This window comes from Desulfitobacterium sp. THU1, assembly GCF_038181555.1.
Classification (GTDB): Bacteria; Bacillota; Desulfitobacteriia; order Desulfitobacteriales; family Desulfitobacteriaceae; genus Desulfitobacterium.
Genome location: NZ_JBBWUA010000010.1, coordinates 30,720 through 43,913 on the forward strand (window position 1 = coordinate 30,720; position 13,194 = coordinate 43,913).

The 13,194-nt window shown below is 43.9% G+C and carries 15 protein-coding genes and 1 riboswitch; of the genes, 5 read left to right on the plus strand and 10 right to left on the minus strand.

Features of this window, described 5'->3' with window-relative positions:
- Window positions 1-119 precede the first annotated feature (119 nt).
- Both AAC978_RS09900 and AAC978_RS09905 read left to right on the plus strand, forming a co-directional pair.
- Complete coding sequence (locus AAC978_RS09900) at window positions 120-977, plus strand: C-GCAxxG-C-C family protein (RefSeq protein WP_341547876.1); 858 nt, start codon at window positions 120-122, stop codon at window positions 975-977.
- A 273-nt stretch (window positions 978-1,250) separates the two neighbouring features.
- Window positions 1,251-1,835 (plus strand): hypothetical protein, encoded by a 585-nt coding sequence (locus AAC978_RS09905; RefSeq protein ID WP_341547877.1) that lies wholly within the window; start codon window positions 1,251-1,253, stop codon window positions 1,833-1,835.
- A gap of 126 nt (window positions 1,836-1,961) precedes the next feature.
- Here the strand turns inward: AAC978_RS09905 and AAC978_RS09910 are convergent, their stop codons facing one another.
- The 4 genes from AAC978_RS09910 to AAC978_RS09925 all read right to left on the minus strand — a co-directional run bounded on the left by AAC978_RS09910 (window position 1,962) and on the right by AAC978_RS09925 (window position 5,050).
- Window positions 1,962-2,639: a LutC/YkgG family protein gene (locus AAC978_RS09910; RefSeq protein ID WP_341547878.1), complete on the minus strand. Its 678-nt coding sequence runs from the start codon at window positions 2,637-2,639 to the stop codon at window positions 1,962-1,964.
- The gene (locus AAC978_RS09915) at window positions 2,639-4,081 is read right to left on the minus strand and encodes a LutB/LldF family L-lactate oxidation iron-sulfur protein (protein WP_341547879.1); all 1,443 of its coding nucleotides are present in this window, start codon (window positions 4,079-4,081) and stop codon (window positions 2,639-2,641) included. The genes AAC978_RS09910 and AAC978_RS09915 overlap by 1 nt, the downstream gene beginning before the upstream one ends.
- A 2-nt stretch (window positions 4,082-4,083) precedes the next feature.
- Window positions 4,084-4,806, minus strand: a complete 723-nt coding sequence (locus AAC978_RS09920; RefSeq protein WP_341547880.1) for a (Fe-S)-binding protein — start codon at window positions 4,804-4,806, stop codon at window positions 4,084-4,086.
- Window positions 4,807-4,879: 73 nt separating this feature from the next.
- Window positions 4,880-5,050, minus strand: coding sequence for a hypothetical protein (locus AAC978_RS09925; protein WP_341547881.1), 171 nt, complete (start codon window positions 5,048-5,050; stop codon window positions 4,880-4,882).
- A 146-nt stretch (window positions 5,051-5,196) separates the two neighbouring features.
- Between AAC978_RS09925 and AAC978_RS09930 the strand changes: the two genes are divergently transcribed.
- Entirely contained in the window at window positions 5,197-5,397 is a 201-nt protein-coding gene (locus AAC978_RS09930; protein ID WP_341547935.1) for a hypothetical protein, read from the plus strand.
- Between the two features lie 169 nt (window positions 5,398-5,566).
- Here the strand turns inward: AAC978_RS09930 and AAC978_RS09935 are convergent, their stop codons facing one another.
- Both AAC978_RS09935 and AAC978_RS09940 read right to left on the minus strand, forming a co-directional pair.
- Window positions 5,567-5,773, minus strand: a complete 207-nt coding sequence (locus AAC978_RS09935) for an alpha/beta-type small acid-soluble spore protein (protein WP_015262668.1) — start codon at window positions 5,771-5,773, stop codon at window positions 5,567-5,569.
- A 191-nt stretch (window positions 5,774-5,964) separates the two neighbouring features.
- Window positions 5,965-6,423 (minus strand): YbjN domain-containing protein, encoded by a 459-nt coding sequence (locus AAC978_RS09940; RefSeq protein WP_341547882.1) that lies wholly within the window; start codon window positions 6,421-6,423, stop codon window positions 5,965-5,967.
- A gap of 254 nt (window positions 6,424-6,677) precedes the next feature.
- On the opposite strand from AAC978_RS09940, the gene AAC978_RS09945 reads away from it, so the two are divergent.
- On the plus strand, window positions 6,678-8,267 hold the full coding sequence (locus tag AAC978_RS09945) for a peptide chain release factor 3 (RefSeq protein WP_341547883.1): 1,590 nt from the start codon (window positions 6,678-6,680) through the stop codon (window positions 8,265-8,267).
- A 156-nt stretch (window positions 8,268-8,423) separates the two neighbouring features.
- Window positions 8,424-8,966: a DUF2628 domain-containing protein gene (locus tag AAC978_RS09950; protein ID WP_341547884.1), complete on the plus strand. Its 543-nt coding sequence runs from the start codon at window positions 8,424-8,426 to the stop codon at window positions 8,964-8,966.
- Window positions 8,967-9,019: 53 nt separating this feature from the next.
- Here the strand turns inward: AAC978_RS09950 and AAC978_RS09955 are convergent, their stop codons facing one another.
- From AAC978_RS09955 to AAC978_RS09970, 4 genes are all read right to left on the minus strand, one after another.
- Entirely contained in the window at window positions 9,020-9,775 is a 756-nt protein-coding gene (locus AAC978_RS09955) for a C40 family peptidase (protein WP_341547885.1), read from the minus strand.
- Window positions 9,776-9,948: 173 nt separating this feature from the next.
- Complete coding sequence (locus AAC978_RS09960; protein WP_445900298.1) at window positions 9,949-10,728, minus strand: ABC transporter ATP-binding protein; 780 nt, start codon at window positions 10,726-10,728, stop codon at window positions 9,949-9,951.
- A 1-nt stretch (window position 10,729) separates the two neighbouring features.
- Window positions 10,730-11,770, minus strand: coding sequence for a FecCD family ABC transporter permease (locus AAC978_RS09965; protein ID WP_341547886.1), 1,041 nt, complete (start codon window positions 11,768-11,770; stop codon window positions 10,730-10,732).
- Window positions 11,771-11,874: 104 nt separating this feature from the next.
- On the minus strand, window positions 11,875-12,840 hold the full coding sequence (locus AAC978_RS09970) for an ABC transporter substrate-binding protein (RefSeq protein ID WP_341547887.1): 966 nt from the start codon (window positions 12,838-12,840) through the stop codon (window positions 11,875-11,877).
- Window positions 12,841-12,991: 151 nt separating this feature from the next.
- Window positions 12,992-13,134: riboswitch (cobalamin riboswitch) on the minus strand.
- Window positions 13,135-13,194: the final 60 nt, after the last annotated feature.

The window sequence follows — 13,194 nt, forward strand, 5'->3', positions numbered from 1 at the left end:
AAATACTCAATATACATAAGAAATAAAATAGGTGAGGTGATAAAAGAGGTCATAGCAATCATTAATATTAGAAGTCTAGGTTAGAAGGAATTGCTAATCGAGAAAGGGAGGGCTTTTTGATGAATGATGAAAAAGACTTATCGAGGAGAAAATTTCTCAAATCAGGAATCCTGGCGGCGGGAGCGCTGGCCGTTGGTTCAAGTATCTTTAATACCACGAAAGTGGTAGAGGCAGTAGAAACTAAACCAGCCCCCTGTGAGAGTAATTGTGAAGTCCCGAGTTTTCCATACCCTTATGTGCAACTCGACCCCGAAAAGGCGAAGCTAGACGGTTATGCAGGCTATGGCAAATCAAAATGCTCCTATGGTGTGTTTGAGGCCGTTATTGGACAGCTCAAGGATAAGGTGGGATATCCTTACACCATGGTTCCGACCCAAGTTCTAGGCTGGGGGGGAACCGGAGGTGGCGGTTGGGCCACACTATGTGGGGCTTTAATCGGTGCATCGACAGCCATCAATTATACCATGGAAAAGAAAGATGCCGATAAAGTGGTAAGTGAATTATTTGGTTGGTATTGTGACTTTTCCTTCCCTGAATTCACTCCAGCCCCAGGTAAAGCGCTGGAATATGATGGGATAATGGAGAAAAGCGTTGCCGGGTCTCCACTCTGTCATGTTTCCGTAAGTAACTGGTGTGATGCCAGTGGTCTCAAAGCTGAAAGCAAGGCCCGCAGTGAGCGTTGTGCTCGAATCACCGCCGATGTGGCTGCTAAAACGGTAGAGCTATTGAACCAATTCCACAGCAAAACCTTTAAAGTAGCCTATAAAAATGAATCTGTCGATGACTGCATGCTGTGCCACGGTAAAGGTCATTCCTTAGAAAATACTCGCGGATTGATGGATTGTGATCAATGTCATAGCGACGTTGACCCTAATAACCTCGTTGATCATATTAAAAAAAGTTGGGATATTAAGTAATAAGATAGTCAATGGAAAGATAAAGCTAACATACTAAACGAATATTAAATTGATGCTCCAGAGAGGCAGTGCACTATAGGTACTGCCTCTTTTGTACGTATAGGCAAGCTCTAAAGCCTTTGTAAACAGTATTATCAAAGTCATCTCCCTGAGCATGTAATTGAAATTTCATCTTCAGTGGCATGTAATAGAATATACCTCCGCAAACATGTATATGAAGCTAAAAATGTAGAACACTAAAGGGTATTGTCTGAGGAGGTGAAGTAGTAAGGAATGGGTTATTACGGAGAGAAATTTGCGAAGTGGAGTAGCATTATTGCCACCATCGGCACATCAATCTTGGCAATTACGGCCACGATTACAGTAACGGTCACCCTAAATGCCTGGAAAATAGATCGGGAATCCTCCCGGCCCTACTTATCTCTTCAGGAATCGCCCAAGATTGAAGTAAAGTCAGGATTAAGTATGGAGTTCAAATTTAATAATGTGGGTATTCACCCTGTAGTTAATCTGGCCAGTAGAACCCTTGTAATTGAGCAAGAGCTTAAAAATAAACCCCTTCAAAATGATACCTATTATCTAGCGAATGAAATACCGCAAAACATGGCATCAAGCTTACTGATTAAGTTCAAATCTTATGAAGTCGATAGTAGTGAGCCCGACGTAAGGCCCTATTACATCGTGCTTCACCTTGAATATACTGATCCGTTTATTAACCAAAAGTATCAACAAACCTTGTATTACCGCTGGGATGGTATTGCCAGAAGCGAGGTTCAGCCTGTAGTGCATGTGGAGGTCTGGGAAAAAGAAAGCATCCTTGACTACCTTGAAAACCAAAAAGTCGATGTACAGCTGTAACCTTCGAGAACAAATGATGCCAAAAGTTAGAATTGCACAAAGAGAGAACTCGACCCTATGTCGAGTTCTCTCTTGCTAAATCATAGATAAATCATAGAATGCTTCTACCCTTGAAAGGGGATGAGGTTATTGATTATCAATAACGATACAATAGATTTCCACGGGACCATGGACGCCAATCGATAAATCCATCTCAATATCCGAAGTACGGCTGGGTCCAGAGATGATTTCAATCGCTGCCGGAATAGAGGACTCCTTGAGTTCTGCGAGCACTTGGTCTAAACGATCTCGAATCGCCGAGGCTGGTATAAAAGCGAGATGACGGATGGGAACTAAGCTTACGGCTCTTCCTCGCTTGGCGTTGCTCTTTAGAACGAGGGAACCGGATTGAACGATGCCATAGTCGGCTCCGGTAATGCCAAGTTCAGCTTTATCCATAATGGCATAGCGTTCCTCACGATTAGCAGGAAGGTCGGCGTAAATTCGTGCAGGCCATCCTAACTCTTCAAGACAGGCTCGAGCCATGGTGGGGAGCTCATTCCAAGTGACGACTTTATTGGCATCTAACCACTCGGGCTTTTCACCAAACCATGTCTTCAGGGCCTCGGCAGCTTCAGCAGAAGTGGCAGCTTTAGCCACCTTGCCGCCCATGGTTTCAAACATCTTAAGGAATCCTTCCAGCCGTCCCTCAGGGGAGTTAGTCTGAAAAAGTGGATAAGTCACTTCTATAGGTGTTACTGAGCTTGGGGTAGGACGACCGAGCTTTTTAGCGATATTTGCGATAAATTCTTGACGATTGCTCATTATTTATCACCTCGCTTCATATTCTGCAAATTCTTCTCCAGCTCAGGCCACTGATCCCGGAAAGTCTGTTTAGCTACCATAGGTAAGGTCTTGCTATTTGTCCAATTAGAGAGTGGTGGCGGTCCTCCGGTAATTCTACCGTTACGCACTAAGACAAATTGGAATTTAGCACCTAAGCGGATAAATTTGTTGAGAGTTTTCGGACGGGAGAAGTAGTAACCATAATATTTGAATATTTTCTTCTCAAGATTAGGGGTATAACCCTTGAGGACCTTGCGGTCGCGATGCTTGACGATTAAATCATGGAGGGGAATCCGTACCGGGCAAGCTTCAGCGCAAGCCGCACAAAGGGAGGAGAAGTAGGGGAGGTGTCCCCATTTCTCATAATCTTGTTCCAACAAAGGGGTAATTACGACGCCGATAGGACCGGAATAGACGGAACCATAGGCATGGCCGCCGACTTGGCGGTAGACGGGGCAAACATTAAAGCAAGCACCGCAACGGATGCAACGGAGTGAGGAACGGAATTCCTCGTCACCGAGAATCTCCGAACGATTGTGATCAAGTATAACTAAGTGCCATTCCTTGGGGCCATCCAAGTCCTCTTCGTGTCGGGGTGGGGTTGTCAAGGTCGTATACACTGAGAGACGTTGTCCGGTCGCACTGCGAGCGAGAAGATTCAGGAGCACACTAAGCTCTTTGAAGGATGGAACTATCCGCTCCATGCCCATCATGGTGATTTGAACTTCAGGGATGGTACTGGTCATGCGACCATTGCCTTCGTTAGTAACCATGGTAACGGTCCCAGTGTCGGCTACAGCAAAGTTGCAGCCGGTGATGCCGATTTTGCTAGCCATGAACTTTTGGCGTAATTGCTCACGAGCAAATTTGGTCAGGGTAGGAGTATCGGAGTCTAAGGGATGACCAGCAATGGGTTCGAAGAGCTTCGCGATCTGATCCCGGTTTTTATGCATTGCGGGAACAATAATATGTGAGGGTGGTTCGTTGGCGATCTGGATGATGTACTCGGCTAAGTCTGTTTCCACAACCTCGATGCCGTCTTTTTCTAAGGCGGGATTAAGATGGATCTCTTCCGTAATCATGGATTTAGATTTGATGACGGATTTAAAACCATGTTTTTTGAAAATATCCTTAGTGATATTTACGGCCTCTTCAGGAGTTTTAGCTAGATGGACAATGCCGCCATTTTTCTCAACATTATCGATAAGCATATCTAAGTAATAATCTAAGTTGAGAACGACATGGTTGCGGATTTTCTCACCGGCTTGTCGCCATTCTTCCCAGTTACCCAGTTCGTCAGTGATTGCTTTTTTATTATTTCTTAACCTATCCGTTGCCCGGCGGGTGGCCTTCCGTAAAAAATCGTCGTTTAAAGCTTTATCGAGAGCTGCATTTACATCATAGTGATTATCCAATGACATGCTTACATCCCCTTCCCGAGCAATTGTATGATATGCATGGCTGGTATGGAGCGGCCATGTTTCTCCATATATCCGGAGATATTCATAAGACAGCCCATATCTAATCCTGTCAGGATATCCGCGCCGGATTCCAGAACGTGGTGAGCTTTTTCAGCAACCATGGCTTCCGAAATGCGTGGCATTTTAACCGAAAAGGTACCGCCGAATCCGCAACACAGATGAGCTTCCGGGAGTGGAACGACTTCTAGATCTTGGATATGTTGTAATAAGGTCAAGGGCTCCTCTTTCAATCCTAATAGACGAGTAGCATGACAGGAGGGATGGTATGTAACTTTAGCTTTATAACGAGCACCGAGATCTGGTGTTTTAAGGACATTAACGATAAACTGGGAAAATTCATAGCTCTTGTCGATAAGCGCTTTGGCCTTTTTCGAATAAATCGGATCGTCCTTAAAGAGGTCTGGATAATTATGATGGATCATACCGATGCAAGAGCCGCTGGGGCCAACTACCACTTCGCTGTCTTCGAAAGCGTCAATAAGGGCGCGGGCTACAGTGCGGGTATCCTCCATATAACCGGAATTAAAGGAAATCTGTCCGCAACAGAATTGCCCTTCAGGGAAATCAACGGTATGTCCTAAACGGGTAAAAATCTTGGCCATGGTTACACCAATATCAGGAAACATAGTGTCTCCCAGGCAAGTAATAAAGAGCGAGATTTTCATGAAGCTACATTCCCTTCGTTTGAAGCTTAATTTTCTTATTAGTATGGCATGGACTATTTGGGTTTATCCTAATTCATCCTAGGAAAGGAACATTGGGTTCTTCATACCAAATGCTAACCAAATGGGTTTGAGCAGAGCTCTGAGTTATATTTACGATTTTGACCCAACTCGTGTCCTCTAACCATTGATTGACTTCTTTCTCGAGAAGACGGGGGTCAGGAGAGCTGAAAGTTTTAACTCGCAAATTCAACCTCCTCACTTTGCTAAAATTCTTCTTTTTTTTATATTATATCAAAGTGGCATAAATTACTAAAGTCCTTTCCGAAAAAACTGCCTTTTTTGAGTATCTTGATCAGTGAAGAGGGCAAAAATAATAGCGAGGTGATGATGATGCCTAGAAAAGACGGAAATAAAAAGCAGAACGAAGATTTAAAGAAGATTGAGTTAACCTTAAACAACATCCAGAAGAATGAGCAATTTCTTGCTGAAAATGCTGAAGAGCTCTCGCCCCATCAGCTTAAGGATGTGCGAAAACACTTGGATTCTAAAAAGAAGTTTCTTGTCGAAACAGATGGGACGATCAAGTATTGAAAAATGAGCGGGGCCCCCGCTCTTTTTATTCAATCTGACTTATGAGCAATTAATCTGAGCCAATTATGAAATGAAAAGTTTGTCGGGGTCGAGTAGCTTATGGGTTACGACTATATGAAGATGAATTTAAGAGAGGTATCCTTGCGGATACCTCTCTTAAGTAATGTATTTAGATGCGGGTACCTCTTTTGAGGTTTTCTTCAGCAAATTGAATCATGCGTTTGGTCATTTGACCACCAACAGAACCGTTTTCACGGCTGGTGCGGTCGCCGCCCAATTGAACACCTAATTCATTAGCGATTTCATACTTGAATTGATCAAGTGATTGTGCAGCACCAGGGGCTGCTGGTTGGTTAGTACTTCTTTCTCCTGCCATGTAGGGTCCCTCCTTAAATGTCTTAAATATTGGTTAGTGAGACAATCTTATTATCTGAAGTCGTGGTATAAAATAAACAGGTAATTGCTGGTGGCAGATTCTTCAATATGCTAGTATCGCCAAATAAAGGAAATAACCTGCTTTCGTTCCTCGCTAGCAAGGGAAAGCAGGTTACCTTAATACATTGCATTTTAATCATCATCTTGAGTGCAAACGTTAACAGCTTCTTCGGCTAAATAATCTTCTACAATGATTTTAATAAATCCGGGATAATAGATATCAAAGGTTTGCGCACCATTCCATAAGAGATTGAGCAATTGTTCTCGGGACGGTTCCGAATTGGCAGAATCTAAGTAAGTGCGAAAGCGAATTTCGCCATCATCCATATCCATCTCGAAATTGCCAATCGCCAGCTCATAATTCACTCGATTCATAAAGTTACAAACCTCTAAGCGCTTCGCAAAGGGAATTTTCTGCTTAATGTGAGTATTGCAGAGTAGTGATTCTTGCTCCTCATCGACAATAATAAATGAGACAAACTCAGAATTAATTCCCCGAATCTCGATACGAAATAATTCGTTTTTCTCATCATATTCAAAATTCCAGCCGTCCTGTTTAAGTGCCCTATAGAGAATTTCAAATAGTGTCATAGCAGGTACCCTCCTTTACATCATAAATATTTCCACATCTTATGAGGGAATCCTGCTACAGCAAAAAAGATAATAAGCTTGAATCCTGTCCTTCTGAGTCAAAATGATAGCTTTTTTCGTAGAATCTATTGTGATATAATAATAAGCTGGATGTTTATAATCACCAATAACGTTTAATGTAGATGACAGTTTTTAATGTAAATGACAATCATGAGATCCAATGATCTTAATCTATACAGTAAGGAGTTAATTCTGTGAGCCTATCTCTTCAAGAACAGATCTGTTCTCGAAAAACTTTCGCCATCATCTCTCACCCTGATGCTGGAAAGACAACCTTGACGGAAAAGCTACTGCTATTTGGGGGAGCCATTCACTTAGCGGGTAATGTTAAAGCAAGGAAAACTCAACGCTATGCTACCTCAGATTGGATGGAGCTTGAGCGACAAAGGGGTATTTCTATTACCTCAAGTGCCATGCAATTTAATTACAAGGGATATGTCATTAATATATTGGACACCCCCGGCCACCAAGATTTTAGTGAAGATACCTATCGTACCTTGACTGCTGCGGATAGCGCAGTTATGCTCATCGATTCGGCGAAAGGTGTGGAGATGCAGACCATTAAACTATTTGAGGTCTGTAAAAAACGCGGTATTCCGATCTTTACATTCATTAATAAAATGGACCGTGAGGGCAAATCCCCTATTGATCTCATGGACGAGGTGGAGAAGGTCCTGGGCATCGAGTCTTACGCCATGAATTGGCCCATTGGGGGAGGAGCAGATTTTAAAGGAATCTATGACCGCCAAACGGGAAACGTCGAACGGTTTACGGCTGAGCTACGCAAAGGCAATGATGATGTTCGCCAATCCGGCCATATCGATGAGGCTGAGACAAGAGAATGGATCGGGGATGAATTGCTAAATCGCCTAAATGATGAGATTGAGCTTCTAGATATGGCGGGGAACGCTTTTGACAAAGCGCGAGTCGATAGAGGTGAAGTTACCCCTGTGTTCTTTGGGAGTGCCCTCAACAATTTTGGGGTTCCAAACTTTCTCGATAGCTTCTTGACACTGGCCCCGGCTCCGGCCCCTCGGTTGTCCAATCAAGGAGTATTAGAACCAACTCAACCTGAATTTGTCGGCTTCGTATTCAAGATACAGGCTAACATGAATGCCGCGCATCGGGATAGGATTGCCTTCATTCGTGTGTGCTCGGGTAAATATGAACGGGGAATGAACGTGATTCATAACCGAACTCATCGTAAAATGAGATTGGCACAACCCCAGCAGCTTTTTGCTCAAGAACGGACAATCCTTGATGAAGCCTATGCCGGAGATATTATTGGGGTTCATGATAGTGGGAGCCTCCGGATTGGTGATGTTTTGGCAGAAAAAGATGGCATTGAGTTTGAAGCCATGCCCTTCTTCAGCCCTGAGAATTTCGCCCGTATTAGCATTGCTAATGCCCTGAAAAGAAAGCAATTTATCAAGGGTATTCAAGAGCTCCAAGAAGAGGGGGCCATTCATGTCTATCGGGATTTGAATATCGGAGTGGAGGCACCCATCGTTGGAGTCGTCGGGCAACTTCAATTTGAAGTCCTTGAGTATCGTTTGCGAGATGAATATGGGGTAGAAGTTCAAATTAACAGTCTGCCTTATGAAGTCGTGCAATGGATACCCAAGGATGAGGAGAAGATCCGTATTCTTAAGGATTCCAGCATGAGTATGGTCGTTTTGGATCAAGATGAAAATTATGCTGTGCTCTTGTTAGATAAGTGGAAAGCCAATTGGCTAAGTGATCGATATGATATCGTCTTCCATCCACAACCAATTAAAGAGTAACTATAATAAAGCTCAGGACAATGTGAACTGCCCCTTGTCTACTTGACAGGGGGCAGTTCAACGATGTCTGAGCTTTTTGCGTTGTCCAGTGGGATTTAACACCACAACTCTTCATGCTATAATTGGAAATGTAGACTAAGGCGGAGGTGCTTTGCCATGAGTTATGAGCATGGAAATGGACATTTCAAGATCTATGATGAGCAAGAGCTGCTGAAACGGGAAGAACAGGAATTGTTGCGTTTATACATAGGGAAAAATGCCGATTATTATCTGCGCAAGTGGAGTAAGAAGACCGCTCCGGGAACTGCCCTTTCTTGGAACATGGCAGCTTTTCTTTTCAGTGCTTTATGGGTCGGCTATCGACAAATGTACGCTTATCTCGTCATGCTGGTCGGAGCTTTGCTGTCCGCTGATCTTATCTATATATTCGTCTTAAAGATGGAACCGGATGTTCGGATTACTATTCTTATCTCTTGCCTTATGGGAGCTTTCGGCAATGCACTTTATTATCGCTTTGTTCAAAATAAAATCCTTCAGTTGAAGGCTCAAGACCTCGAATTCGAAGAAATGAAGAGGAGAGCAGCCACAGCGGGTGGACCGAATTGGCGGGGAATTTTGGCGACGGTACTCTTGTTTTTTCTATATAATATAGCTTTAGGATACTTTACCTCTTTGTTTGCTGGCCAAGTCCTTGTTTAAAAATGAACACCGAATGATTTCTTGAAAGAAAATCATCCGGTGTTTTCTTGAATCTAGAGGACGCGCTTCGCTCCGATGAAATGAGATTGCCAATAGGAGCCCAGGTTATAAATGGTGACGCCCTTTGAGCTGGAAGCATTGATGAACTGTCCGTTGCCAATAAAAATCCCGACGTGGTCGATGACTTTATCACCATCAAGGGAGAAGAAGACTAAGTCTCCGGCTTTCAGGTTGTTAAAAGAAACAGCTGTTCCCACCTTGTATTGATCCTTGGACACTCTGGGCAAGGAAATCCCATGCTGGGCAAAAACATATTGGGTATATCCTGAGCAATCGAAGCCTTTGGTTGTGGTACCGCCCCAAACATAAGGTACACCAATATATTTTTTGGCTGTATTAATAACTGCGGTTGTCTTTGAAGTGCTACTCGGAGAGGTGCTTGCTTTAGCTGGAGCTGTTGCTTTAGCAGGTGCCTTTGGTTTAGCGGGCGCAGTTGTTGCATTGTTCGTAGAGCTTTTAGGTTTTACAGGAGTGGTGGTTGGCTTGCTCGGAGCAGAACCACCACGGGATACCTCAGCGGTCTGGGTAGTTGGGCTAGGAGTGATGTTCGCTTTCGCTGCTTCTCTGGTCCTAGCTAAAATACTTGCTGACGACTCTGTTGGGGGGACATTTTCAGCCACCACCACAGGCTGAGTAATGGTTTGCGGATAGGCGAATAGAGTCGTGGTGAATAATCCGATAGACAAAACGGAGACAATTCCTATCCTGATCATTTTATTATTGCTATTACGATTAAATATCTTTTTCATAAATGCTCCTTTCAATTACCATTTGAACTGCAAGCGATAAGGTAAGCAATATCATAAAAAACAAAGAGACAACCTATCAATCGCTGATGGGTTGTCTTCAGTATAAATTATTTAATTCACATTTTCCTTAGTGAAAGCTTGGTTACTTTTCTAAGTATTGTAAGGTTCAGGATTTATTTGCCACTTAATAGAAATTGTGGCACACCTAGTTTTGGATGGAGTACTTGAACCAAATCTGCTTTGTACACTTGGGCTAAAACTTCTGCCGACATGACTTCATCTTTGTTACCCCATGTCACGATTTTCCCTTGATCAAGGAGAAGGACATGATCACAATACTGCCCAGCGATATTGAGATCATGCAATACCATGATAATAGAAATCCCCAGCTCGTCATGCCATTGACGTACATGATCCATGACTAAGAGCTGGTGTCCGATATCTAGATAAGTGGTGGGTTCGTCTAAAATGAGAACTTGAGGCTCTTGCGCCATAGCTCTGGCTAAAGAAACGAGTTGTCGTTGTCCGCCGCTTAGGGTGTTAATCTTTTGAGCACGCTTTGGCCAGAGATTTAATTTCTTCAAGATGTTTTCAACCACAGCTTTATCGTGTGGTCCCAAGTCGGAAAAAGGCTTTAACCAAGGATAGCGTCCCATGGAAACCACTTGCTCGACAGTAAAGGGCAGGGCTGGGGTGCCGTCTTGTTCTAAGACTGCGATCTGAAGGGCCAATTCCTTAGCTGAGTATGCGGAGAGGGGGCGCCCATTGAAAAGAATACCTCCAGAGGTTGGAGGTAGTATACCACTGATGGTGCTGATCAAGGTTGATTTACCACTACCATTAGGGCCGATAATACCGAACATATCCCCTTGACCTATGGTAAGTGAGAGATCCTGCAATACAGCATGTGCCCCATAGTGTTGATTAAGGTCTTGAATCTCAAACAAATTCATCTTAACTCCTCCTTAAACCGCTTTTTAACAAGTAGGCGAAAAAGGGAGCGCCGACAAAGGCGGTAATCACTCCAATGGGGATCTCTTGAGATTGAAGAAGGGTGCGGGCAATCGTATCAGACCATAAGAGAAAAATAGCCCCCGCAAGGGTAGACACAGGCAAGAGAATTCGGTGGTCCGGTCCCACAAGGAGACGCATGAGATGAGGGATAATTAGTCCAACGAAGCCGATAATTCCGACCATAGATACAGCCGCGGTGGCTAACAAAGATCCCACCACAAGGATTGCTAATTTTTTTCGTTCGACATTAATCCCCAGATGGGTAGCGGCCCGCTCGCCTAAAGCGATTACATTGAACTCTCTTTTCTGGAAGTGTAGATATGTCAGTCCAAAAAGCAGATAGGGGAGAAGGATGAGGACATCCTGCCAAGTGCTACTGGCCAAGCTTCCCATCATCCAAAAGATAATTTCTTGCATCTGCTGACCGGAAACTGCGATTAAGAAGGAGAGGAATGCTCCTAGTAAAGCCTGCACGACTACTCCGGCCAGAATTAGGGTTTCGCGTTCGAATTGACCATTTTGCCTGGACAAGGAGAAGACAATGGCCAAGGAGATCAGACCACCGGTAAAAGCGAAGAGAGGTAAGACCGATTGACCGAGGACTGAGGAGTCGCGAATAAAGAGAATAGCTGAGGCTGCGCCAAGGGCGGCCCCGGAGGATACGCCGAGGATGTAGGGATCAGCTAGGGGATTTCTCAAAATGCCTTGAAATGCAACTCCTGAGGTTGCTAACACGGCACCCACGATTAAGGCTAAAAACACACGGGGGAGGCGTAAATTCCAAACGATAGATTCTTGAGCCACAGACCAGCTGGGATCAAGATTAATCAAGGGCAACTGATTCGCAATTATTTTGAAGGTCACAGGCAAGGGAAGAGAAACCGATCCCATCATGACAGAAAAAACAATGGAGAGTAAAAGGAGTAATGTTAAGCCCAATGTCCAAGTCAGAGCTTTGGGGGACTTGTTTTTTAAGTTCAAGCCTTGTCATCCTCCTTTTTATGGTAAAGCTCATTTCGGAAGTATCAAGGATATTTAAGAGTGTTTATAATCATACAGGGCATTGATAAGGGTTCTTCGCGTCTTTAGAAGAGTTCAGGATAGAGAGTTTGGGCGATGCTGGCCAAGCCATCAATGATTCTCGGTCCAGGTCGAGTGACCATATCACTATCCAGAGTAAAGACCTTGGCATTTTTTATCGCATCGATGGATTGCCAAGCCGGACGTGCTAAGATGGTGTCTTTCACATTGTCCATATAATAAGAATAGGTCTCAAGAATGACTTGAGGATTTTTGGCAATGATTTGCTCCTCGCTATATTGTGCCCAATCCTTCACATCATGGGCAATATTGATGCCACCGGCTTTAACAATTAATTCATTGAGGAAGGTCCCTTCACCGGCGGTAAACAGTCCGGGGTCCACCTCAATCCATACATTAACTCGTTCCGAATCTTTGAGGGAGCTTATTTTATCGGCAATGTTCTGTTCCTTATCTTTCATCTCTTGAATTATTTTTATTGCCTGCTCCTGAGTATTTGTCAGATAACCCAGCTTCTCAATGGCTTGGTAAGTTGCGGCGATGCTTTGAGGGTTAAGCTGAACCACTGGAAGGTTCATATTGCGAATGGCTGAAACGAGTTTCTCATCATGCATTCCCATAACCACTAAATCAGGGTTAAGCTGGAGGATCTGTTCCATGTTCGGATTCAAACTATCTACAAAAACAAACTCAACTTTATCTTGAATTCCTACGGGATAAGTATCATAGGCGGTTACAGCCGCGAGCTTGCTTTCAAGACCCAAAGCGCACAGGATTTCTGTTGATGCAGGAGCTAACGAGACAATGCGCTGGGGCTCTGTGGTAAGAGTTGATTCCGCAGCGGAATCGTCTGTATATTTCAAGGGATAGCTTGTTTGTTGTGCCATCTCTTGCCCAGCTGTAGATTGCGGGGTCGGGGGAGTTTTAGCATCGCTCTGACAGCCGCTGATTATAAGAAAAGAAATAGAGAGGGCAATGAAGGCGAAGAGAGACAGAGCTTTTTTATGCATAGATGTGTACTCCTTTGATTTGTTCAACTTATAGTGGTTCAACCCCCTTGGGCCATGGCAGGATAGGAAAAATAAAAAACCTTTCACCATCAGGATAAAAGGTTTTGCTGCAGATCGATTATTACCGCTGCGCCTAATCCCTGCCTCGAGGATGGTCGCTCATGATTAGGCAGGTTCCTGACTTTAGAATGATGCTTCACTCTATTCACAGTGGCGGGACCGTGCCGGAATTAAACCAGCTTCCCTTTTAACTCTTCCCCTAAGGGATAGAGAACCTAATCGCTAGAATTATGTAGTTAAGCCAATTATAAAGCATTCGGCAATTAAAACCAAGATAATCTTAAGTTAAGCACA

Bases quoted from the DNA above. Each gene is read 5' to 3' on its own strand.
- AAC978_RS09900 (WP_341547876.1), top strand. From the start codon at position 120: ATGAATGATGAAAAAGACTTATCGAGGAGAAAATTTCTCAAATCAGGA.
- AAC978_RS09905 (WP_341547877.1), top strand. From the start codon at position 1,251: ATGGGTTATTACGGAGAGAAATTTGCGAAGTGGAGTAGCATTATTGCC.
- AAC978_RS09910 (WP_341547878.1), bottom strand. From the start codon at position 2,639: ATGAGCAATCGTCAAGAATTTATCGCAAATATCGCTAAAAAGCTCGGT.
- AAC978_RS09915 (WP_341547879.1), bottom strand. From the start codon at position 4,081: ATGTCATTGGATAATCACTATGATGTAAATGCAGCTCTCGATAAAGCT.
- AAC978_RS09920 (WP_341547880.1), bottom strand. From the start codon at position 4,806: ATGAAAATCTCGCTCTTTATTACTTGCCTGGGAGACACTATGTTTCCT.
- AAC978_RS09930 (WP_341547935.1), top strand. From the start codon at position 5,197: ATGCCTAGAAAAGACGGAAATAAAAAGCAGAACGAAGATTTAAAGAAG.
- AAC978_RS09935 (WP_015262668.1), bottom strand. From the start codon at position 5,773: ATGGCAGGAGAAAGAAGTACTAACCAACCAGCAGCCCCTGGTGCTGCA.
- AAC978_RS09940 (WP_341547882.1), bottom strand. From the start codon at position 6,423: ATGACACTATTTGAAATTCTCTATAGGGCACTTAAACAGGACGGCTGG.
- AAC978_RS09950 (WP_341547884.1), top strand. From the start codon at position 8,424: ATGAGTTATGAGCATGGAAATGGACATTTCAAGATCTATGATGAGCAA.
- AAC978_RS09955 (WP_341547885.1), bottom strand. From the start codon at position 9,775: ATGAAAAAGATATTTAATCGTAATAGCAATAATAAAATGATCAGGATA.
- AAC978_RS09960 (WP_445900298.1), bottom strand. From the start codon at position 10,728: ATGAATTTGTTTGAGATTCAAGACCTTAATCAACACTATGGGGCACAT.
- AAC978_RS09970 (WP_341547887.1), bottom strand. From the start codon at position 12,840: ATGCATAAAAAAGCTCTGTCTCTCTTCGCCTTCATTGCCCTCTCTATT.